The following is a 19,873-nucleotide window of genomic DNA, read 5'->3' as shown; positions in this document are numbered from 1 at the left end:
GAGGACGGATAAAGCGACGAGTTGTGCGCGTGGCCGGACCGGGTGCCTGCCTTCAGCCGATGGCGCCCGTCGCCTTGCCCGCTGTTTTAAACATGCCGATGATCTGCTCGACCTGTTCGTCGCTATGTTCGGCGCAGAGCGAGCAGCGCAGCAGGAAAGTGCCAGCCGGGGTTGCGGGCGGGCGCGCCATGTTGACGTACAGGCCCAGTTCCAGCAGGGCCTGCCACATCGCGACGGCCTGAGCCTGATCGGTGAGGATGACGGCGATGATCGCCGATTGCGGCGTTTTCGTACCCAGCGTGAAGCCAAGGTCGGTCAGCGCGCCGTGGAGCCGCCGGCTGTTTTTCCACAGATGGGCGCGCTTTTCGCCTGCGTTCATCAGCTTGCGGATCGAAGCAGCGGCGGTCGCGACCACGCTGGGCGGCAGCGAGGCGGTGAAGACATAGGGACGGCAGACGAGGCGCATCACCTCGAACTTAGGGTGGTTGGAGACGCAGAAGCCGCCGACGGTGCCGACCGATTTGGAGAAGGTGCCGACGACGAAATCGACATCTTTCTCGACGCCCTGCTCTTCATAGACGCCGCGCCCATTGGGACCGAAAAAGCCCATGCCATGGGCTTCGTCGACCAGAATCATGCAGTTTTCATGTTTACGGACGGCGGCGACCATGTCGGGCAGCGGGGCGATGTCGCCGAGCATCGAATAGACCCCCTCCAGCACGACCAGCTTCAGCGCTTCGGCGGGCAGGCGGCCAAGGCGCTTGTCCAGATCCTCGACACTATTGTGGCGGAAACGCACGATGTCGGCGTCGCCCAGGAAGCAACCATCATAGATCGAGGCATGGCTGTCGGCGTCAAGGATGACATAGTCGCCCTTGCCCGCGAGCGTGGAGATGATGCCCAGATTGGCCTGATAGCCGGTCGAGAAAACCATCGCCGACGAGGTGCCATAAAACGCCTTGAGCGCGTCCTCGCACTCCTTATGGCCCTGATAGGTGCCATTGAGGACGCGGCTGCCGGTCGTGCCCGCGCCAAATTCGTCCAGCGCCTTCTTGCCCGCCGCGACCACGTCCGGGTCGAACGTCATGCCCATATAATTATAGGTGCCAAGCAGGATCGTGTCCTTGCCCTTGATGACGGCCAGCGTCGGCGACTTCACTTCGTCCATCACGATCGCGAAGGGATCGCGCACGCCGGTCGCCAGCAGCGCCTCCCGCTCGGCGATCAGCGGATCGAATTTGGAAAAGAGGTCGCGGGGTGCCGTTGGGGCGGAGGTCATTGCGGCGTCGGTCATGTCCGTATCCAAATATCGGTTCGTTCCCAGCGAGATAGCGGGACGGGGTGCGCGATCGTGCCGCGCCTTGCGCGGGTTCGATCGGCGGTGGAAGGGGTTAGCCTTTGAGCTTGCCCACGGCGTCGACCAACTGGCCGATATTTTCGATTTCGGCCTGCATGTTCATCGTGATGAGGATATCGAACTCATCCTCGACGGCGGCGACGAAATCCATCACGGTCAGGCTGTCCCATTCCAGGTCGCCTGCAAAGGTGGTGGCTTCGGTCAGGGCGACACCCTTCTTGTTGAAAGGGGCGATCTGCGCGGCGACGCTGTCGAAAATCTGGGTGCGATCCGTCATTCTGGTCATGCTTTCCTTAAAAGGGGCGCTTTTGCCCCCGGCGGGCTGTGTTTGGCAAGGGAATAAGGCGGCAATCGGGCATGATGTTGGGGGGATTGTGCCGGGGGTGAGGTGGGGCTTGGGGGAGTGGAGGTGGTAGTTGACGCCCCCTAGTTGCCGTCCGCGTCGACCATGAAGACCATGGGCCTGCCTCGCGACGTTGGTTCCCACCCTGCCAGTAAAGCCGCACGAACGCCCCTGGAGACAATGGCATCGTTGATTTGCAGGCGGCCCCGTTGCAAACCTTTCAACAGGCGCTTGGGCGGGGGAAATTCCAACAACGCTCCGCGCTGCGTATCTTTCTGCAACAACGCAACGGTCATGCCCTTCCAGCCATCGACATCGCTCCATTGTGGCTCTCGCCGGAGTTCCCATTCATATTTGAGGCCGTCGACATCGACGATCCCGGCGAGGCTGTGTGTGTGAAGCATGCCGACGGGCTTAGCATGCTTATGACCGCACGCCACCCATGGCCGTCATTGCCGGGAAGGCGGAGACCATTGGTTCGACGGTTGAGTGTCAGGGCAGGCTGAGAATCATGGAAACCCAAGATGACGATTGGGGGGCGTGCCCGCAAACCACCAGCTATATTGTTTCACGAGAAAGGGCGGCTCCTTTCGGGGCCGCCCTGCGCGCTTTAACAGGAGTAGACCTTTCAATTGGCGCCTTCGGGCGTTGCCTTTGCCTTGCCACCTTTCTTGCCCTTTTTGGGGGCGGCGGGGGTGATTTCGAAGGCAAGCACTTCGTCTTTCAGCCGAACATGAACCTCGCCGCCGTGGACCAGCTTGCCGAACAACAATTCTTCGGCAAGCGGCTGCTTGATCTTCTCTTGCATCAGACGACCCATTGGGCGTGCGCCGTAGAGTTTGTCATAGCCGCGCTTGGTGAGCCAAGCCTTCGCATCGTCCTCCAGGGTGATGTGGACGTCGCGGTCGGCAAGTTGCAGCTCCAGTTGGAGGATGAACTTGTCGACGACGCGGGCGACGACTTCGGGCGGCAGATAGCCGAAGGGCACGATGGCATCGAGGCGGTTGCGGAATTCGGGGGTGAAGAGCTTCTTCACCGCATCCTCCTGCACGTCGCCGCGGGTTATGTCGCCAAAGCCGATGCCTTCCTTCTCCATGTCCGACGCGCCAGCGTTGGTGGTCATGATCAGGATGACATTGCGGAAATCGACTGTCTTGCCGTGGTGATCGGTCAGGCGGCCATGGTCCATCACCTGCAACAATATGTTGAACAGGTCGGGATGCGCCTTTTCAATCTCGTCGAGCAGCAGGACGCAATGGGGCTGCTGGTCGATCGCATCGGTCAGAAGGCCGCCCTGATCATAGCCGACATAGCCCGGAGGCGCGCCGATGAGGCGGCTGACCGAATGCCGTTCCATATATTCCGACATGTCGAACCGCTGGAGCGGAATGCCGAGCAGGGTCGCGAGTTGGCGCGCTACCTCTGTCTTGCCGACGCCCGTGGGGCCGGAGAAGAGATAATTGCCGATCGGCTTGTCGGGATCGCGCAGGCCCGCCCGCGACAGCTTGATGGCTGAGGACAGAGTCTCGATCGCCTTTTCCTGGCCGAAGACGACGCGCTTCAGGTCGGTGGTCAGGGATTCCAGCACGCTCTTGTCATCGGACGACACCGTCTTGGGGGGGATGCGGGCCATGGTCGCGATGACCTGCTCGATCTCCTTGGGCGTGATCGTCTTCTTGCGCTTCGAGGGCACCACCAGCATCTGCATTGCGCCGACTTCGTCGATCACGTCGATCGCCTTATCGGGCAGCTTGCGGTCGTTGATGTAGCGCGCCGACAGTTCGACCGCTGCCTTGATGGCGTCGGGCGTATATTTGACGTGGTGGTGATCTTCGAATGCCGAGCGCAGGCCAGCGAGAATCTTGATCGTATCCTCGATCGTCGGCTCGTTGACGTCGATCTTCTGGAAGCGCCGGAGTAAAGCCCGGTCCTTCTCAAAATGATTGCGGAACTCCTTGTAGGTGGTCGAGCCGATGCAGCGGATCGTGCCGCCTGACAAAGCAGGCTTGAGCAGGTTGGAGGCGTCCATCGCCCCGCCACTTGTCGCGCCAGCGCCGATCACCGTATGGATTTCGTCGATGAAGAGTACCGCATGCGGCATCTTTTCCAGTTCGGTGACGACCGCTTTCAGCCGTTCCTCGAAGTCGCCGCGATAGCGGGTGCCGGCCAGTAACGCGCCCATGTCGAGCGAGTAAATGACGGCTTCCTTGAGCACGTCGGGTACTTCGCCCTCAATGATCTTGCGGGCCAGGCCTTCCGCGATCGCGGTCTTGCCGACGCCGGGATCGCCGACATAGAGCGGATTATTCTTCGACCGGCGGCAGAGGATCTGGATGGTCCGGTCAACCTCGGCCGAGCGGCCGATCAGCGGATCGACCTTGCCGCGCGCCGCCTTTTCATTGAGGTTGACGGTGAACTGATCGAGGGCGCTGTCCTTCTTACCCTTGCCATCCTGCACCTTCTTCTCCTCCTCCGCGGCGCCCTTGGTCTCCTGACGCTCGGGCGTGGGCGTACCCTTGCCGACGCCGTGGCTCAGGAACGAGACGGCATCGAGGCGGCTCATATCCTGCTGTTGCAGGAAATAGACGGCATAGCTCTCCCGCTCAGAAAAGAGCGCGACGAGGACATTGGCGCCCGTCACTTCATCCTTGCCGGATGACTGGACGTGCAGGATTGCGCGCTGGACGACGCGCTGGAAGCCGCTGGTGGGGGAAGGGTCGGTTTCGCCCGTGACCTTGAGGCTGTCGAGTTCGGTATCGAGATATTGGGTGACGGCATCGCCAAGCTCGCCCAGTTCCACGCCGCACGCCTGCATTACCTTCGACGCATGTTCATCGTCGATCAGCGCGAGCAGCAAATGCTCCAGCGTTGCATATTCGTGACGACGCTCTGAAGCGTGGGTCAGCGCATTGTGCAGGGTGGTTTCAAGGGCGGCTGCGAAGGAAGGCATATGGTCTACTCCTGGCCCGCAAACGGGACTGTGGTGAACCTAATGTCGGCATTGCTCCCGTGGGGATCAAGACCGTGTCCCAATCCACCGGAATTGCCAGACTGCCCGACCCCGGTGACGCCGCCTGAGCAGCTGCAAGGGGTGAGGCGCGGGTTCATCGCTTGAATAACGCCTCGGCGCTTGCCTTATGGTTAACGGCGTATTCAATTTTTGTTTTGGTTCTGGCGATCTCGCTTTCGAGAATTTTCACGCGTCGTTCCAGATCGGACACGGACAGGGGATCGAGATCCTGACGTTGCAGTCCGGTCAGCGGATCATCGGCCCTTTTCGGCAGGTCGTCGTCCATGTCCATAAACCGTAATGTTGACCCGCAAGACCAGTCTGTCAATAAGGGCGCGCGTCTGTCGTTTAGATTTTTGTGCAGCGCAATATGCAAGGCCAGCTACAGCGGCCGGGGGGCAGCTATAATGACCGATCCAATGAGCGTGCCTGACGACATGATGGCGATCGGAATACCGGTGCCCGGTGGACCAGACGCGCTGGTGGCCGAGCGTCGCCCGGTGCCGGTTGCAGGTGAAGGCGAAGTGCTGATCCGCGTGGCTGCCGCCGGGGTGAATCGGCCCGATGTGCTTCAGCGGCAGGGCAAATATCCACCCCCGCCCGGTGCCTCCGACATTCCAGGGCTGGAAATATCCGGCACGATCGTCGCGGCGGGGGCGGGCGCCGACATGCTGGTGGGGCAGAAGGTTGCGGCGTTGCTGACAGGCGGGGGCTATGCCGAATATGCGGTGACGCCGGCGGGCCAGTGCCTGCCCGTGCCCGAAGGCTATGACATGGTGGAAGCGGCGGCCTTGCCAGAAACGCTGTTCACCGTGTGGACCAACCTGTTCGAGCGCGCCTATGCGATGGGCGGCGACACGGTGCTGGTGCATGGCGGCACCAGCGGCATCGGCACGATGGCGATCACCTTGTGCCGACTGTTCGACATCCAGATCATTGTAACTTGCGGCAGTGAAGAAAAATGCGCGGCGGCGCGCGAATGGGGGGCGACCCATGCGATCAACTATCGCGCCCAGGATTTCGTGGAGGAAGTGAAGCGCATCACGGGCGGACGGGGTGTTCAGGCCGTGCTGGATATGGTCGGGGGCGATTATCTGCCGCGTAACCTGCAATGTCTGGCCGAGGATGGCCGCCATGTGTCGATCGCGGTGCTGGGCGGACCCAAGGCGGAGATTTTCATCCCGGCGATCATGGCCAAACGCCTGACCGTCACCGGATCGACGCTGCGGGGGCGGTCGGTATCGTTCAAGAGCCTGGTCGCCGATGAATTGATGCGGACGGCCTGGCCCTTCGTCGAGGAAGGCAAGCTGCGGCCGGCGATGGACCAGCGCTTCCCGCTCGCCGACGCAGCCAAGGCGCATGCCCGGATGGATGCTGGCGAGCATTTCGGTAAGATTGTGCTGACTATCTGATCGCCCGTGCGGACAGTGTGTAAGCGACGCATTTCCGTCATATTTCGCGCGGATTTGTAACATTGTCGCTGTACTAGCTGGCTTCCGAGGACAATAGCTCGGGGGCCAAATCCATGAACGCCATCACGCGCCTGCCCTTCCTGGCGGAAGGAAGCGACCCAGAGAGCGCTACGCTGCATTTTCCCGAGCGGGAGGATGGTCAGCGCCGCCGCTATCGCACCATCTGGATCTCCGACATCCATCTGGGTACGCGTGGTTGTAACGCAAAGATGCTGATCGACTTTCTCGACAGCGTCGATAGCGAAACCATGTATCTGGTCGGCGACATCATCGACGGCTGGCGCCTGAAAAAGCGCTTCTACTGGCCCGCCGCGCATAATGACATCGTTTGGCGGATCATGAAGCGCGCCAAGCGCGGCGCCCGCGTCGTCTATATCCCCGGTAATCATGATGAGATGTTTCGCCAGTTCACGGGCCTCAACTTCGGGGGCGTGGAAATCCGGCGCAAGGCGATCCATGAGACTGCCGATGGGCGCAAGCTGCTGGTGCTGCATGGTGACGAGTTCGACACGATCATGCTGGCGCACCGCTGGCTCGCCTTCGTGGGGGATGCGGCCTATCACGCGCTGATGAGCCTCAACCTGTGGGTCAACAAGGTGCGCAACTGGTTTGACCTGCCCTATTGGTCGCTGTCCAAAATGGCCAAGCACAAGGTCAAGAATGCGGTCGAGTTCATTTCCAAGTTCGAGGAAGTGGTCGCGCATGAAGCGGGAACACGCGGCGTCGACGGCGTCGTGTGCGGGCATATCCACAATGCGGAAATCCGGGAAATTGCCGGGATCGCTTATTATAATGACGGCGATTGGGTGGAAGGATGCACGGCGCTGGTCGAGCATTTCGACGGGCATATGGAAGTGCTGCACTGGGCCGAAGAGATCGCGAAGCGCGAAAGCCCGGCAGCCGAGCGGCTGGCCGCCTGATGGGGGCGGGAGCGATGCGGATCGGGATCGTCACGGACGCCTGGGAACCACAGGTCAATGGCGTCGTCCGCACCCTTCGCTCCATCCGCGCGGAACTGGAGACAATGGGGCATGATGTCGCGATCTTTTCGCCCGATCAATATGGGTCGCTACCCTGTCCCACCTACCCCGAAATCCGCCTGGCGATGGTGCGTCCCAGTGTGATCGGCAAGGCGATCGGCGCTTTTCGCCCCGATGCCCTGCATCTGGCAACAGAAGGCCCGCTCTGCCTGGCTGCACGACGCTGGGCTTTGCGGACAGGCCTGCCCTTCACCACCGCCTACCACACGCATTTTCCTGACTATGTGGCTCAGCGAACCGGTCTGCCCGCGGCGTGGTTCTGGCAATATATCCGCTGGTTTCATGGTCCCGCGCAGGCGGTGCTGGTGTCGACCCGGTCCGTGCAACAGCAATTGCGCTCGCATGGTATCGCGCAGGTTCGCGACTGGGGCAGGGGGGTCGACCTCGATTGCTTCACCCCCGACGCGCCGCCGCCGGCATTTTTCGCCGATTTGCCCCGGCCAATCCAGCTCTATGTCGGTCGGGTGGCGGTGGAGAAGAATCTGGAAGCCTTTCTGGCGACCGGTCATCCCGGATCGAAAGTGATCGTCGGGGAAGGGCCGGCGCGCGAGGCGCTGGAGCGCGCCTATCCCGGCGCGCATTTTACCGGCGCGATGTTCGGGCGCGATCTGGCCGGTGCCTATGCCGGGGCTGATATATTCGTCTTTCCCAGCCGCACCGACACATTTGGCCTTGTGATGATCGAGGCGCTGGCCTGCGGTACGCCGATCGCCGCCTATCCTGTGACCGGCCCCGTGGATATCGTTACGACGGAAACCGGAGCATTGGCGGAACAACTGGATGACGCCATCGCTAAAGCGCTGACCAAAAGCCGGGATGCGTGCGCCATCCATGGCCGTCATTTCAGCTGGGGAGCGAGCGCGCGTCAATTCCTGGCCGGACTCCATCCATTCGACCCGGCGACAGCGCGCGAGGCCGCCTGACACGCTTTTCCTTGCCGAAAGCGCCGCAATATAGTAGCTCTTCAGCGCGTGAGGCCGCCCTGCTTGGGCGGCCCTTATCATTTTTAGTGCCGGAGAGTACTCAGTGTCCCAGCCCCTCATGCCTCATGCGACTGCCAGCTGGCTGGTCGACAATACCGCGCTTGGTTTTGACCAGATCGCGGAGTTCTGCGGGCTTCATATCCTGGAAGTACAGGCGATCGCCGACGATACCGCAGCGACCAAATATACCGGTCGCGATCCTGTCCGCGCGCATGAACTGACCAATGACGAAATTCACAAGGGTGAGGCCAATCCCGACTATCGGCTGAAGATGCTGAAGGGGCCGGAGCCGGTTCGCCGGACCAAGGGGCCGCGCTACACCCCGGTGAGCAAGCGGCAGGACAAACCCGATGGCATCGCCTGGATCCTGCGCAACCATCCGGAGATTTCGGATGGCGCGATCGGCAAGCTGATCGGCACGACCCGCACGACCATCGCTGCGATCCGTGACCGCAGCCACTGGAACATCGCCAACATCGTTCCCAAGGACCCGGTGACGCTGGGCCTGTGCTCGCAGCGCGAACTGGATGCGCTGGTGGCGAAGGCTGCAAAGAAGGCCGGTATCGAGGCGCCGACCGATTCGCGTCTGGACGGCGATCGCGCTGCCCTGATCGAGGAGCTTCGCCGTGAGCGTGACGTCGCTGCCAAACGCGCGGAGGAGGCTCTGGCCGGTGGATCGGATCTGATTTCCGATGTTGCCAAGGTGCTGGACCCGTTCAGCAACAACAGCGGACAGGTGTAAGCCGTAGCGTCAATGCGGCGGCGGAAAAATCGCCGCATTGCAACATTTTATCAAAGCCGCGCTGGCCCGTCCGGTGCGGCTTTTTCGCGCGGTTGACGCTTGCGTAAGGCAGGCGTTGAACATACACTCCTATCCATGGAGAGCATGGAAAAAATCTGGCGAGACCAGTATCGACACCCCGCGACCTGGGAGCATAGCTTCCCGCCAATGTCGATGGGAGCGATGGTAACAGCGAGCGCGCAGGCGCATCCGCAGGCCATCATGATCGACTTCATGGGCCGCAAATATCGCTATGGCGAGATGATGGATGCGATCCGCCGGGTTGCATGCGGATTGGAAGCGATGGGTGTCAAAAGGGGCGACCGGGTCGGCCTATATCTTCCCAATGTTCCCCATTATGTCGCGGCCTATTATGGCGCGCTGCTCATGGGCGCGATCGTCGTCAATTTTTCTCCGCTCTACACGGCCGCCGAACTGGAACATCAGGTCGAGGATAGCGGTACAAAAATTCTCTTCACACTGTCGGCCAGGGCGCTGTTGCCCACCGCGCTGGAGGTGTTGAACAACAGCAGCCTCGAACGGCTGGTGGTCGGGTCGATCGTTGAAGCGCTGCCTGCAACCAAGGCGATGTTGTATCGGCTGTTCAAGGCAAGCGAATCCGCGCCGCTACCCGACGATCCGCGCGTGACCACCTACGCTCGGTTGATCGCCAACAAGGGCGCGTGCGCCGTTGCGTCCATTGATCCGGTGAACGACGTCGCCTTGCTGCAATATACCGGAGGCACCACTGGCCAGCCCAAAGGCGCGATGCTGACGCATCAGAATCTGACCGCCAATGCGCGCCAGGTCCAACTGATCGACCCACATCATGACACGCCGGACCGGATCATCGGCGTGCTGCCTTTTTTCCATGTTTTCGCCAATACCTGCACGCTCAACCGCACCATCCTGAATGGCGGAGAGATTGTGATGCTGCCGCGGTTTGAGGCGGTTCAGGTACTGGCCGCGATCCAGCGGACGAAGGCAACCTCGTTGCCCGGCGTGCCGACCATGTATCAGGCGCTGCTCGACCATCCGGCGATCCGCAACATTGACTTTTCGTCCCTGCGTGCCTGCATATCGGGCGGCGCACCACTGCCGCTGGAACTGAAGCAACGGTTCGAGGATGCGACCGGCGCCAAGCTGATCGAGGGCTATGGATTGACGGAAACCAGTCCCGTGGTCTGTTCCAACCCCTATGAGGCGATGAACAAGACCGGCACGGTCGGCCAGCCGGTACCGGGAACGAAGGTGAAGCTGGTGGACCGCGAGGACCCCACGCGCCCGCCGCCGCCGGGCGAACCGGGCGAATTGCTGTTCGCCGGACCCCAGATCATGAAGGGTTATTGGCAGCGGCCCGACGCGGACGCCGAAGTGTTTGTCGATGGCTATCTGCGGACGGGCGATGTCGGGATCGTCGACGAGGACGGCTATGTGAAGATCGTCGACCGGATGAAGGACATGATCGCCGTCGGTGGGTTCAAGGTCTTCCCCAGTCAGATCGAGGCGGTCCTCTATCATCATCCGATGGTGAAGGAGGCGTTGGTGATCGGCATCCCCGACAGCTATCGCGGCGAAATGCCCAAGGCATTCGTGACCCTGAACGAAGATGCGAACATTGATGGTCCGGCGCTCAAGGATTGGCTGAACCCGCAATTGGGCAAGCATGAGCGCGTCGCTGAGGTGGAGGTCCGCCTCAACCTGCCCAAGACGCTGGTCGGCAAGCTCTCCCGCAAGGAATTGGTGGCCGAGGAGCGGGCAAAGGCGGAGTCTGCGGCTCGGGAGGCTGGAACGGCTGCCTGATCGTCCCTATCTGTCGTCCAACGACAGGATAAGGATCAAGGACAAGATGGCCCAGGAAATCGCGACCCTCGCTGGGGGATGCTTCTGGTGTACTGAAGCAGTCTATCAGAATCTCCGGGGCGTCAGCTCGGTGGAGAGTGGCTATATCGGTGGCGCGCGGCCGAACCCGACCTATGAAGAGATATGCACCGGCGCGACGGGCCATGCCGAAGCGATTCGCATCACTTATGACCCTGCTCAGATCAGCTATGACGACCTGCTCGATATCTTTTTCGCGACGCATGAGCCGACGACGCTCAACCGACAGGGCAATGATGTCGGCACCCAATATCGCTCCGCCATTTTCCCCCATTCACCCGAGCAGGAGGCGCAGGCCCATGCTGCGATCACCCGCGCGCAGCCCGATCATCGCGATCCGATCGTAACCACGATCGAGGCGGATGCGCCCTGGTATCCGGCCGAGGATTATCATCAGAAATATTGGGAGCGGGTCGGGGACAGAAACCCCTATTGCATGGCCGTGATCCCGCCCAAACTTGCAAAGCTTCGCAAGGGCTTTGCCGAACGGATCGGGGCCTGATCGCTTAATCGCATCGGCGTGCATCCGTAGGCCAAGGTTCAGCTCCTTTGTGCTATGGGGCGTGGAAGATGGTCGGGGAATCGCAATGAAGAAGATAGTGTTGCTCGCGCCGGTCGCGATGTTGATCTTGCCAGCATGTGTGGTGCGGACGGCTGCGAATATCGTCACGCTGCCAGTGCGTGCGGGCGCGCAGGCGGTCGACTGGACGACCACCAGCCAGGAAGAGTCCGACCGCAACTATGGTCGCCAGGTGCGCGAGCAGGAAGCCCGCGACGGGAAGGCGCGCAAAAAGGCCGACAAGGAACGGCGCAAGCAATGCCGCGAGGCCGGATACGACAATTGCGGCTGACGTTTGGTTTTTGCGCTAGGCCGCAGCGCGTTTGAGCCTGTCGTTGATGGCAACGCCGATCCCTTCGTCCGGGATCGGCGCGATGGCGATGCGGCTGGATGCGCTTGCATCGCCCTGATGCAAGGCGGCGAACAGGTTGGCCGCCGCTTCGACGATATCCGCCTCAGGGCTGAGGTTGAAATGGCAGGGCATCAGGCCGAAGCCGATCAGATATTCGTCCTTCTCCGCCTTTAGCGCATCCAGTCGCAGGGGCTTGGACGGCGCATAATGGCTGTCGAGCTGGCCGGGCGCCTCGATCTTCCCCGCATGCGCGCCGGTGATGACCGGCAAGCCGCTCGCGTCCTCCAGCATCTCCGTCGTGATCGGGCCGGGGCGCAGCAGACGAATCCGGTGGTCCTCCGGTGCGGCAATGGTCGATTCCAATCCCTCACTTGTTGGCCCTTCATCCAGGATCAGGCGAACACGGCCATTCAGGCTGGCAAAGACATGCTCCGCCCGCGTGGGGCTGATGGAACCGCTGCGATTGGCCGATGGCGCGGCAAGCGGGCGACCACTTTCGCGGATCAGCGCCTGCATTGCCGGATGCGCGGGCAGGCGCAGGCCAACGGTGGGCAGGCCCGCCATTACCAGCGGCGACAGGCCGCTATCTTCCCGCACCGGCAGAATCAGCGTCAGCGGCCCCGGCCAGAAATGCTCGGCCAGCCGCAACGCGATGGGCGAGAAATGCGCGAGCCGCTCCGCCATCGCACGGTCGGCGACATGAACGATCAACGGATTGAAGCTAGGCCTGCCCTTGGCGGTGAAGATACCGGCGACCGCGTGCGAATCGGTGGCGTCAGCGGCAAGGCCATAGACGGTTTCGGTTGGCGCGGCGACGGGTTCTCCCGCGCGGATCAGCAGCGCGGCCTCGCGCAATGCCTCCGTGCCGTAGCGTCGGATTTTCGTCGTAAATGCCGGGTTTGAGATGCTCACCGCCCCACGCTATAGCCCCAGTCAAGGGCGGGTAAAGGCCCATTGCGTCAGGAGAATGACATCCATGTCCTATCAGGCCCCCACGCGCGAGCAGCGGTTCGTCCTCGACCATGTGGCAGGAATCGCCGATCTGGCCGCCACGCCGCGCTTCGCGGCGGCGGAAAGCGACATGGTGGACGCCATCGTCGAGGGGGTCGGTCAGTTTGCTGAAGAGCAATTTGCGCCGCTCTACCGCACTGGCGACACGGTCGGCGCAAAGCTGGTCGATGGGCAGGTGCGGATGCCGCCCGGCTTTGTCGACGCCTATCGCGCCTATGTCGACAATGGTTGGGGCACGATTTCCGCGCCGGTCGATTTCGGCGGGCAGGGCCTGCCGGTGACGCTGGCGGGCGTGGCGCTGGAATCGCTGGGCGGGGCCAATATGGCCTTCTCGCTTTGCCCGACGCTGACGGTGGGCGCGATTGAGGCGCTGATCCACCATGGCACGGCGGAACAACAGGCGACCTATCTGCCGCATCTTTCGACCGGCGCGTGGACCGGGACGATGAATCTGACCGAGCCGCAGGCGGGGTCGGATGTTGGCGCGCTGCGGACGACCGCGACCCCGGTCGGCGATGGTAGCTGGAAGATCAAGGGTACGAAAATCTTCATCAGCTTTGGCGATCATGACATGACGCCCAATATCGTCCACCTCGTCCTGGCCCGCACGCCTGACGCGCCGCCGGGGACTAAGGGGATATCGCTGTTTCTCGTCCCGAAATATCGGCTCGATACGGATGGTCAGCCGGGCGCGTTCAACGATGTCCGCCCCGTTACGCTGGAGCATAAGATGGGCATTCACGCCTCGCCCACCTGCGTCTTGTCCTTTGGCGATCATGATGATTGTATTGGGGAGATGATCGGGCCGCTGCATGGCGGGATGCGCGCCATGTTCACGATGATGAACAATGCGCGGCTCAATATCGGCCTTCAGGGCGTGCAGGCAGCCGAAGCCTCGACGCAGAAGGCGCTGGCCTTCGCCGTCGAGCGTATCCAGTCGGCCCCTGCGACCGGCGGGCGCGATTCCGTCGCGATCATCCGCCATCCTGATGTGCGGCGGATGCTGATGCGCGCACGGGCACTGACGCAGGCGGCGCGCGCAATCACTTATTATGCGTTTGGCCAACTCGACCGGGGCGCACTGGGCGATGAAAAGGCAGCGGCCCGCTGTGCGTTGCTGACACCACTCGTCAAAACCTACGCCACCGATATCGGCACGGAGGTTTCATCGCTGGGGATGCAGGTTCATGGTGGCATGGGCTTCATCGAGGAGACAGGAGCCGCCCAATTCTATCGGGATATTCGCATCGCCGCGATTTATGAGGGTACGAACGGTATTCAGGCGGCGGATTTTGTCGGCCGCAAGTTATCGGGCGACGGGGGCACCGCGCTGAACGCGTTGATCGCCGACATTCGGACCGAAGCGGCGGACGAATCCGCCTTGATGGCGCTGGTGGACAAGGTAGAGGAGGTCGCCCGCTGGAGCATTGCCGCCGATGTGCAGGATCGGCTGGCGGGCAGCTACCCCTTGCTTACCATGACGGCAGTGGCGGTCAGCGGCTGGTTGATGGCACGCCAGCATCGCATCGCGACCGAGCAATTGGCAAATGCAGGCAGCGATGCCTTCCTGCGCGCCAAGCAGGCGGTGACGCGCTATTATCTCGACGTCCTGGTGCCGGAGGCGATGGGTCTTGCCTCTGCCGCGCAGGCCGGGGCTGGGGCGCTCTATGCTCTGGATGACGGAGAGCTTGCCGCCTGAAGGTGCAGTAGCTGAGGGTGCAGCCCCCCCTTAATTACAATGCCCTGCGGATGGGACGAAAAAAGGGCCATGGCGCGGTCGGTCGCTTGCCAGATAGCCCCGCTATCCGGCGGCGCGCTCTCCCTTCCATGCCCCCTTTTTCGTCTCCATCTCGACCTTGTAATTAGGGGGGCTGCATCCTAATTGGCAGGGCATGACCGATGCCCTGTTGATCCGCATTGCCGAGGCGCTGGAGCGCCTGGCCCCACCGTCGCCCCTTTCGGCGGACCTGTCCACCCATCCCGCTTATGTATGGGACGGGCATGCGATACAGGCGGTCGAGGCGTTCGCGCCGGTCGACTATGCGCTGTTGTCGGGCATTGACGTGCAGAAGGGCGCGCTGCTGGAAAACAGCCGTCGCCATGCGGCGGGCCATGCGGCGCATGACGTATTGCTGTGGGGCGCGCGGGGCACCGGCAAATCGGCGACCGTCGGCTCGGTCGTGGCCCAGCTCCAACGGGAAGGGACGGACGTCGCCCTGCTGCAATGCGCGATCGACGATCTCGCCAGCCTGCCGCAACTCTTCTCGCTGCTGCGCGCGACGGAGCGCCCCTTCATCCTCTTCCTCGACGATCTGGGGTTCGAGGAAGGCGTGGGCGACGCCCGGTCACTGCGCTCGCTGCTTCAGGGCGGCACGGCGGCACGGCCCGCCAATGTGCGGCTCTACGTGACCTCTAACAGGCGGCATATCGTCCCGCGTCACCTGTCGGAACAGGATGACCCGGTAAACCCGCGCGACGTGGTGGACGACAAGATGGCCTTGTCGGATCGCTTCGGCCTCAGCCTTGGCTTCCATGCCATCGATCAGGACGCCTATGTGGCGATCGTCACCGGCTATGCCAGCGATCTTGGTCTTGATTTCGACCCGCTGGAGGCGATCCAGTGGGCGACCCAGCGCGGCAGTCGATCGGGCCGGGTCGCGTGGCAATATGTGGTCGAACTGGCCGGACGGAACGGGCGCACGGTTTAGCGCGATTTCCAAGCGATCGGCATCGATCGCTGGTTAAGAAATCGCGGTAATCAAAAGGCTTAGAGCGGCGATCTGATCCAATCGGATCGAAAACCGCTCTAAGCTTCCGTTATTTCCGCACTCGCCAGATCACGCCGCCCACATCGTCGCTGACCAGTAGCGCACCGCTCTTGTCGGCGGTCACGTCGACCGGGCGGCCCTGTGCCTTGCCATCCTTGTCGAGAAAACCGGTCAGTATATCGACCGGCTTGCCCTTGGCTGCCTGTCCGTCGTTGTCAAAGGGCACGAACACGACCTTGTAGCCAGCGGCGGGTTTGCGGTTCCAACTGCCATGCAGGCCCACGAAAGCGCCGTTGGCGAATGGCCCGCCCAGCTTCACGTCGGTCGCGAAGATCAGGCCCAACGCCGCGACATGATTGCCCAGCGCATAATCGGGGCGATGGGTATATTCGCGGATTTCGGGTCGTTGCGGCTGGACCCGGCGATCCTCATAGCCGCCCCAATAATTCCACGGCCACCCGTAAAAGCCCCCGAATTCCACGCGGGTCAGATAATCGGGCACCAGGTCGCTGCCCAGCATGTCCCGCTCGTTGACCACGCCCCACAGCGCGCCGCTCTTCGGCTCAAAGGCCATGCCGACAGGGTTCCGCAGGCCTGCGGCATAGATGCGATACTCGCCGGTCTTGGGATTGACCTCCAGCACATTGGCGCGGTTGGCTTCGCTCTCCAGCCCGTTCTCACCGATATTGCTGTTGGACCCGACCCCGACATAGAGGAGCGTACCCGCCGGGTTGGCGACCAGACTGCGCGTCCAGTGCATATTGGGCGCCTGCGCGGGCAGGTTCAGGATCTTGCGACCCTTGTCGCTGATCTGTGTCTCACCCGACTTATAGGGGAAGGCCATCAGCGCATCGGTGTTGGCGATGTAGAGCGTGTCTCCGACCAGCGCCATGCCATAGGGGGAGTTGAGGCCGGCCAGAAGTGTGGTCTTCGTCTCCGCCTTGCCATCGCCATCCGCATCGCGCAGCAGGATGATACGGTTGGGAGAGGGGTCGCCCGCGCCCGCCCGGCCCATCAGATAGCTCATGACCCGGTTGACGATGCCGCTCTTGGGACGCGGCGGGCTGTTGGTTTCGGCCACCAATATGTCGCCGTTGGGCAGGCGTAACAGCGATCGCGGATGCGACAGCCCTTCGGCAAAGCGCTCGACCGTCAGGCCGGTGGCGGCGACCGGCTTTGCCCTGGCCTTCCATCCCACCACATCGGCGATGTTGACGGTCGGGATCATCTGACTACGCGGGGCGGTGAAGGTCGGCTCACGGCCGACATCGGCACCGCTCGGCAGTTGCGCCGTGTCACCCCGGGACAAATACAGGAACCCACCGCCCGCGATAGCGACGAGGATGAGGGGGAAGGCGATCAGATGCTTCTTCTTCATGGCTCTCTCGTGTAATGGTCGCTGGGTTGGCGGACAAGCACCTGCCGCAAGTCGGTCAGCGCTCGCGCAGCCACAATAGTATCGCGATCAGCACGCCGACCGCAGCGCCTGCCAGAAGGCCGATGCTGGGCTGGCCCATCAGCCCGCCGCCGATGGTGCCGGCCAGGATCAGCAGCGCGATGATGGCTCCGGCGCCGGTGGAGTGTTTGCGTCTGTCAGGTGTCGTCATGGGCCGATCCTTGCCACGCCTCGCGCGCGTATACCAGTGTCCTGCGTGCTGTCACATATCGGGACATGACTGTGCCGGAACGGGACGGATATCCCGGATCGGGACATGCCTAACACGATCTTCACTCTCGTGTCGCGCGGATGTGTGCCGACCCGCCAAATTGGCACGGCGATTGAAACGGTATGCGGATCACGATCTGCGTCAAGCGGATCGAATAAAAGCAAAAAAGGATCCGCCGTGCAATTGCCCTATCTGTCGAATCGCAAAAGCTTTGACGATGCAGCGGACCTCATCGCGCGCTTTGGTGATAATGCGGGTTACGAAGCGGCAATGCGTGCAGACAAGAGTCGGGACGTCGGCAACCACATCCATTTTTGCCACTGGCGGCAGATTGAACGGCTGATCGTGGTGCTTTCCTATGACCAGTCGCTTGGCACGGTGCATTAAAGCGATTTCCAGTCGGGCCGCTAGAGCCGCAGGCCCGCTGTCTCCGGCAATCCCGCCATGATGTTGAGGTTCTGCACCGCGGCCCCTGCGGCGCCCTTGCCCAGATTGTCGAGCGTCGCCACGGCCAGCGCCTGACCCGTCGCCTCATTGCCGAACAGGAACAGGTCCAGCCGGTCGGTCGCCCCGACCTGCTCGATCATGATGTTGGCTCTGGCGCTGCTCTGAGCGAGCGGCGCAACGGACACGATCGGCGAACCCGCATAGGCTGCGCTCAGCGCGGCATGGACGTCGGCCAGCGATGGTGCGCCGGGCATTGCCCGCAATTGCAACGGCACCTCGACGATCATGCCGCGATAGCAGTTGGCGACCGCAGGCGCGAATAGCGGCGGATGGACCAGCCCCGAATAGCGCAGCATTTCCGGGGCATGTTTATGGGCAAGGCCAAGGCCATAGCCAAGGAAGGCGCTTGGCGGGCCGCTCTCGCCCTCATAGTCCGCGATCATCGCCTTGCCGCCGCCTGAATAGCCCGACGCGCCCGATACCGTCACAGGCCAGTCGGCAGGGATCAGGCCCGCCAGCACCAGCGGCCGTACCAGCGCCAGAAAGCCGGTCGGCCAGCAGCCCGGATTGGCGACAAAACGCGCCTGTTCCAATGTCCCGCGCTGGCCCGGCTCCAGTTCGGCGAAGCCATAAGCCCAGCCATCAGCCACGCGATGCGCGGTCGACGCGTCGATCACCTTCGTCCGGTCATTGTCGATCAACGCCACGGCTTCGCGGGCAGCATCGTCGGGCAGGCACAGGATGACGATGTCGGCATCGTTCAGCGCCGCGCGCCGCGCGTCCGCGTCCTTGCGCTTGTCATCGGGCAGGGTGATGAGCGCCAGTTCTGGGCGGCCCGCCAGCCGCTCGCCAATCTCCAGGCCGGTCGTGCCGACGCCACCATCTATGAAGACGTTACAGGTCATGCGCTGATCCTCCGCCGTGCAATGACAGGCTGCTCATGCGCGCTCGCCAGCCGAGCGATCACATCGGCCAGCGGCTCGATCATAACGGCCATCCAATAGGCATTGGCGTGCAGCAGGCTGGTGCCATCGAGCATGATGCCGACATGCCCTGGAAAGAAGACGAAATCTCCGCGAACCAATGGCGCATCGTCGGCAATCGGTGCGCCGATCCCCTCGCGTTGCATGTCGGTGTCGCGTGGCACCTTGATACCGCATTGGCCGAGCGCGACCTGCACCAGACCCGAACAGTCGATGCCACGATGCCCGCGTCCACCCCAGATATAGGGCTGTCCCAGATAGCGCTGCGCGACCGCGACCCAATCACTCTCGATCGTATCGGCGGCTGCCGCATGGCGGATATGGATATGGCCTTCACCAGACGCGATGAAATCATCTGTCGCCTCGCCCGTGAACAGTGCGCCTTGCGGCCAATGGTCCAGAATCGACGCCTTGATATCGGCGGTGCTGAACAACGGCGCGGAGCGTGCCGTTATGCGGTGGCTCGCCACCTCATGCACATCCAGCGCCTCGCGCCGTACATAGCCAACATAGCCATCATGGCCGCAAAAGCCCCAGGCCCATTCGGCGGTGACGTCCAGTGCATGGAAGCTTTCGCCACGCAACAACTCACTGACCGCCTGTGCTTTCATGCTGGGGGACGTCAACAATGACGTGCCCGCCGCCACGCAGGTCAATTCGACCGCGCGCGCATAATGGGCTGAAAACAGCACGCCTGCGAGCGACACATCGGCCAGATCGCCACGGGCAGCATGAACGCGTGCATCAAGCGCAACCGATCGGCCGTCCAGCTTGAAGCGTGTCCGTTCAGGCGGTCCGACCCGCGCGTGTATGTTCCGGTCCTTCATCGCGGCTTGTCCCTGCGATGAAATCGTGAAATCCGTCAAGAAATTCCGCCCCTTTCGGCGTCCGCGCGACAAAAATATTGCGGCGGTCCATCGCGTCCCGCTCGCGGCGCAGATAGCCCAAGGCCGACAGTTTGTTAAGGGCGCGTGTGATGACGGGTTTCGATACATTCAACGCCTCGGCCAGACCGCGCACCGTATGGGGGCCGACCCCGATATAGACGGTCATCATCAGCGCCATCTGGCGATTGGTAAGGTCGGGCTTTCCAGAGCGTACATAATCGACCAGGGTGCGCATCCACTGGCTTAATGTTTGTAGCCCCCGGCGCTGGAGCTGTAGAGGCTCTTCATAGGCGGATTGGACGGTCATTCTCTCAAAACGCACATATGCCGAT

General features: G+C 62.3%; 21 protein-coding genes. 10 read left to right on the top strand and 11 right to left on the bottom strand.

Annotated features, from left to right (window positions below; all coding sequences use genetic code 11):
• Nucleotides 1–52: 52 nt before the first annotated feature.
• From spt to WFR25_RS20390, 5 genes are all read right to left on the bottom strand, one after another.
• On the bottom strand, nucleotides 53–1,294 hold the full coding sequence (gene spt, locus WFR25_RS20410; protein WP_336973229.1) for a serine palmitoyltransferase: 1,242 nt from the start codon (nucleotides 1,292–1,294) through the stop codon (nucleotides 53–55).
• A gap of 97 nt (nucleotides 1,295–1,391) precedes the next feature.
• The gene (locus WFR25_RS20405) at nucleotides 1,392–1,634 is read right to left on the bottom strand and encodes an acyl carrier protein (protein ID WP_336973228.1); all 243 of its coding nucleotides are present in this window, start codon (nucleotides 1,632–1,634) and stop codon (nucleotides 1,392–1,394) included.
• A 149-nt stretch (nucleotides 1,635–1,783) separates the two neighbouring features.
• Nucleotides 1,784–2,104 (bottom strand): hypothetical protein, encoded by a 321-nt coding sequence (locus WFR25_RS20400; RefSeq protein WP_336973227.1) that lies wholly within the window; start codon nucleotides 2,102–2,104, stop codon nucleotides 1,784–1,786.
• A gap of 224 nt (nucleotides 2,105–2,328) precedes the next feature.
• Nucleotides 2,329–4,650: an ATP-dependent Clp protease ATP-binding subunit ClpA gene (clpA, locus tag WFR25_RS20395; RefSeq protein WP_336973225.1), complete on the bottom strand. Its 2,322-nt coding sequence runs from the start codon at nucleotides 4,648–4,650 to the stop codon at nucleotides 2,329–2,331.
• Between the two features lie 154 nt (nucleotides 4,651–4,804).
• Entirely contained in the window at nucleotides 4,805–5,002 is a 198-nt protein-coding gene (locus tag WFR25_RS20390; protein ID WP_336973224.1) for a DUF1192 domain-containing protein, read from the bottom strand.
• A gap of 115 nt (nucleotides 5,003–5,117) precedes the next feature.
• Here WFR25_RS20390 and WFR25_RS20385 point away from each other — a divergent pair, with 115 nt between their 5' ends.
• From WFR25_RS20385 to WFR25_RS20355, 7 genes are all read left to right on the top strand, one after another.
• Nucleotides 5,118–6,122 (top strand): NAD(P)H-quinone oxidoreductase, encoded by a 1,005-nt coding sequence (locus WFR25_RS20385; RefSeq protein WP_336973223.1) that lies wholly within the window; start codon nucleotides 5,118–5,120, stop codon nucleotides 6,120–6,122.
• 113 nt (nucleotides 6,123–6,235) lie between these two features.
• A complete protein-coding gene (locus tag WFR25_RS20380; protein ID WP_336973222.1) occupies nucleotides 6,236–7,102 on the top strand; it encodes a UDP-2,3-diacylglucosamine diphosphatase in 867 nt (288 codons plus the stop codon).
• Nucleotides 7,103–7,116: 14 nt separating this feature from the next.
• A complete protein-coding gene (locus WFR25_RS20375) occupies nucleotides 7,117–8,145 on the top strand; it encodes a glycosyltransferase family 4 protein (protein WP_336973221.1) in 1,029 nt (342 codons plus the stop codon).
• Between the two features lie 118 nt (nucleotides 8,146–8,263).
• Nucleotides 8,264–8,947, top strand: a complete 684-nt coding sequence (locus WFR25_RS20370) for a DUF1013 domain-containing protein (protein WP_336974987.1) — start codon at nucleotides 8,264–8,266, stop codon at nucleotides 8,945–8,947.
• A 135-nt stretch (nucleotides 8,948–9,082) separates the two neighbouring features.
• On the top strand, nucleotides 9,083–10,789 hold the full coding sequence (locus WFR25_RS20365) for a long-chain-fatty-acid--CoA ligase (RefSeq protein ID WP_336973219.1): 1,707 nt from the start codon (nucleotides 9,083–9,085) through the stop codon (nucleotides 10,787–10,789).
• Between the two features lie 46 nt (nucleotides 10,790–10,835).
• Nucleotides 10,836–11,369 carry a peptide-methionine (S)-S-oxide reductase MsrA gene (gene msrA, locus WFR25_RS20360; RefSeq protein WP_336973217.1) on the top strand — a complete coding sequence of 178 codons (534 nt, stop codon included), beginning with the start codon at nucleotides 10,836–10,838 and terminating at the stop codon, nucleotides 11,367–11,369.
• Between the two features lie 85 nt (nucleotides 11,370–11,454).
• Nucleotides 11,455–11,718 carry a hypothetical protein gene (locus WFR25_RS20355; protein WP_336973216.1) on the top strand — a complete coding sequence of 88 codons (264 nt, stop codon included), beginning with the start codon at nucleotides 11,455–11,457 and terminating at the stop codon, nucleotides 11,716–11,718.
• 15 nt (nucleotides 11,719–11,733) lie between these two features.
• Here the strand turns inward: WFR25_RS20355 and WFR25_RS20350 are convergent, their stop codons facing one another.
• Nucleotides 11,734–12,690: an L-threonylcarbamoyladenylate synthase gene (locus WFR25_RS20350; protein ID WP_336973215.1), complete on the bottom strand. Its 957-nt coding sequence runs from the start codon at nucleotides 12,688–12,690 to the stop codon at nucleotides 11,734–11,736.
• A gap of 64 nt (nucleotides 12,691–12,754) precedes the next feature.
• Between WFR25_RS20350 and WFR25_RS20345 the strand changes: the two genes are divergently transcribed.
• Both WFR25_RS20345 and WFR25_RS20340 read left to right on the top strand, forming a co-directional pair.
• The gene (locus WFR25_RS20345) at nucleotides 12,755–14,488 is read left to right on the top strand and encodes an acyl-CoA dehydrogenase (protein ID WP_336973214.1); all 1,734 of its coding nucleotides are present in this window, start codon (nucleotides 12,755–12,757) and stop codon (nucleotides 14,486–14,488) included.
• Nucleotides 14,489–14,681: 193 nt separating this feature from the next.
• A complete protein-coding gene (locus WFR25_RS20340) occupies nucleotides 14,682–15,497 on the top strand; it encodes an ATP-binding protein (RefSeq protein ID WP_336973212.1) in 816 nt (271 codons plus the stop codon).
• A 109-nt stretch (nucleotides 15,498–15,606) separates the two neighbouring features.
• On the opposite strand, the gene WFR25_RS20335 is transcribed toward WFR25_RS20340, so the two are convergent.
• Nucleotides 15,607–16,935 carry a PQQ-dependent sugar dehydrogenase gene (locus tag WFR25_RS20335; protein WP_336973211.1) on the bottom strand — a complete coding sequence of 443 codons (1,329 nt, stop codon included), beginning with the start codon at nucleotides 16,933–16,935 and terminating at the stop codon, nucleotides 15,607–15,609.
• A gap of 55 nt (nucleotides 16,936–16,990) precedes the next feature.
• Entirely contained in the window at nucleotides 16,991–17,164 is a 174-nt protein-coding gene (locus WFR25_RS20330; RefSeq protein ID WP_336973210.1) for a hypothetical protein, read from the bottom strand.
• Between the two features lie 243 nt (nucleotides 17,165–17,407).
• Here WFR25_RS20330 and WFR25_RS20325 point away from each other — a divergent pair, with 243 nt between their 5' ends.
• Entirely contained in the window at nucleotides 17,408–17,611 is a 204-nt protein-coding gene (locus tag WFR25_RS20325) for a hypothetical protein (protein WP_336974986.1), read from the top strand.
• A 20-nt stretch (nucleotides 17,612–17,631) separates the two neighbouring features.
• Here the strand turns inward: WFR25_RS20325 and argC are convergent, their stop codons facing one another.
• The 3 genes from argC to WFR25_RS20310 are packed head-to-tail and all read right to left on the bottom strand — an operon-like array spanning nucleotide 17,632 to nucleotide 19,848.
• A complete protein-coding gene (gene argC / locus WFR25_RS20320) occupies nucleotides 17,632–18,576 on the bottom strand; it encodes an N-acetyl-gamma-glutamyl-phosphate reductase (protein WP_336973208.1) in 945 nt (314 codons plus the stop codon).
• A complete protein-coding gene (locus WFR25_RS20315) occupies nucleotides 18,573–19,481 on the bottom strand; it encodes a C40 family peptidase (protein ID WP_336973206.1) in 909 nt (302 codons plus the stop codon). The genes argC and WFR25_RS20315 overlap by 4 nt, the downstream gene beginning before the upstream one ends.
• Entirely contained in the window at nucleotides 19,441–19,848 is a 408-nt protein-coding gene (locus tag WFR25_RS20310; protein ID WP_336973205.1) for a MarR family winged helix-turn-helix transcriptional regulator, read from the bottom strand. Before WFR25_RS20310 ends, WFR25_RS20315 begins: the two co-directional genes overlap by 41 nt.
• Nucleotides 19,849–19,873: the final 25 nt, after the last annotated feature.

Source organism: Sphingobium aromaticiconvertens (assembly GCF_037154075.1).
GTDB classification, from domain to species: domain Bacteria; phylum Pseudomonadota; class Alphaproteobacteria; order Sphingomonadales; family Sphingomonadaceae; genus Sphingobium; species Sphingobium aromaticiconvertens.
The sequence above is the reverse complement of the archived record's forward strand: the minus strand, read 5'-3'. Positions and strand labels throughout refer to the sequence as shown.

What these genes read in the sequence shown, in the direction of transcription:
- WFR25_RS20385 (WP_336973223.1), top strand. Translation starts at nt 5,118, where the DNA reads ATGACCGATCCAATGAGCGTGCCTGACGACATGATGGCGATCGGAATA.
- WFR25_RS20405 (WP_336973228.1), bottom strand. Translation starts at nt 1,634, where the DNA reads ATGACGGATCGCACCCAGATTTTCGACAGCGTCGCCGCGCAGATCGCC.
- WFR25_RS20310 (WP_336973205.1), bottom strand. Translation starts at nt 19,848, where the DNA reads ATGACCGTCCAATCCGCCTATGAAGAGCCTCTACAGCTCCAGCGCCGG.
- WFR25_RS20375 (WP_336973221.1), top strand. Translation starts at nt 7,117, where the DNA reads ATGCGGATCGGGATCGTCACGGACGCCTGGGAACCACAGGTCAATGGC.
- WFR25_RS20345 (WP_336973214.1), top strand. Translation starts at nt 12,755, where the DNA reads ATGTCCTATCAGGCCCCCACGCGCGAGCAGCGGTTCGTCCTCGACCAT.
- msrA (WP_336973217.1), top strand. Translation starts at nt 10,836, where the DNA reads ATGGCCCAGGAAATCGCGACCCTCGCTGGGGGATGCTTCTGGTGTACT.
- WFR25_RS20315 (WP_336973206.1), bottom strand. Translation starts at nt 19,481, where the DNA reads ATGAAGGACCGGAACATACACGCGCGGGTCGGACCGCCTGAACGGACA.
- WFR25_RS20340 (WP_336973212.1), top strand. Translation starts at nt 14,682, where the DNA reads ATGACCGATGCCCTGTTGATCCGCATTGCCGAGGCGCTGGAGCGCCTG.
- WFR25_RS20370 (WP_336974987.1), top strand. Translation starts at nt 8,264, where the DNA reads ATGCCTCATGCGACTGCCAGCTGGCTGGTCGACAATACCGCGCTTGGT.
- WFR25_RS20390 (WP_336973224.1), bottom strand. Translation starts at nt 5,002, where the DNA reads ATGGACATGGACGACGACCTGCCGAAAAGGGCCGATGATCCGCTGACC.
- WFR25_RS20365 (WP_336973219.1), top strand. Translation starts at nt 9,083, where the DNA reads ATGGAGAGCATGGAAAAAATCTGGCGAGACCAGTATCGACACCCCGCG.
- WFR25_RS20335 (WP_336973211.1), bottom strand. Translation starts at nt 16,935, where the DNA reads ATGAAGAAGAAGCATCTGATCGCCTTCCCCCTCATCCTCGTCGCTATC.
- WFR25_RS20355 (WP_336973216.1), top strand. Translation starts at nt 11,455, where the DNA reads ATGAAGAAGATAGTGTTGCTCGCGCCGGTCGCGATGTTGATCTTGCCA.
- spt (WP_336973229.1), bottom strand. Translation starts at nt 1,294, where the DNA reads ATGACCGACGCCGCAATGACCTCCGCCCCAACGGCACCCCGCGACCTC.
- clpA (WP_336973225.1), bottom strand. Translation starts at nt 4,650, where the DNA reads ATGCCTTCCTTCGCAGCCGCCCTTGAAACCACCCTGCACAATGCGCTG.
- WFR25_RS20380 (WP_336973222.1), top strand. Translation starts at nt 6,236, where the DNA reads ATGAACGCCATCACGCGCCTGCCCTTCCTGGCGGAAGGAAGCGACCCA.
- WFR25_RS20330 (WP_336973210.1), bottom strand. Translation starts at nt 17,164, where the DNA reads ATGACGACACCTGACAGACGCAAACACTCCACCGGCGCCGGAGCCATC.
- argC (WP_336973208.1), bottom strand. Translation starts at nt 18,576, where the DNA reads ATGACCTGTAACGTCTTCATAGATGGTGGCGTCGGCACGACCGGCCTG.
- WFR25_RS20400 (WP_336973227.1), bottom strand. Translation starts at nt 2,104, where the DNA reads ATGCTTCACACACACAGCCTCGCCGGGATCGTCGATGTCGACGGCCTC.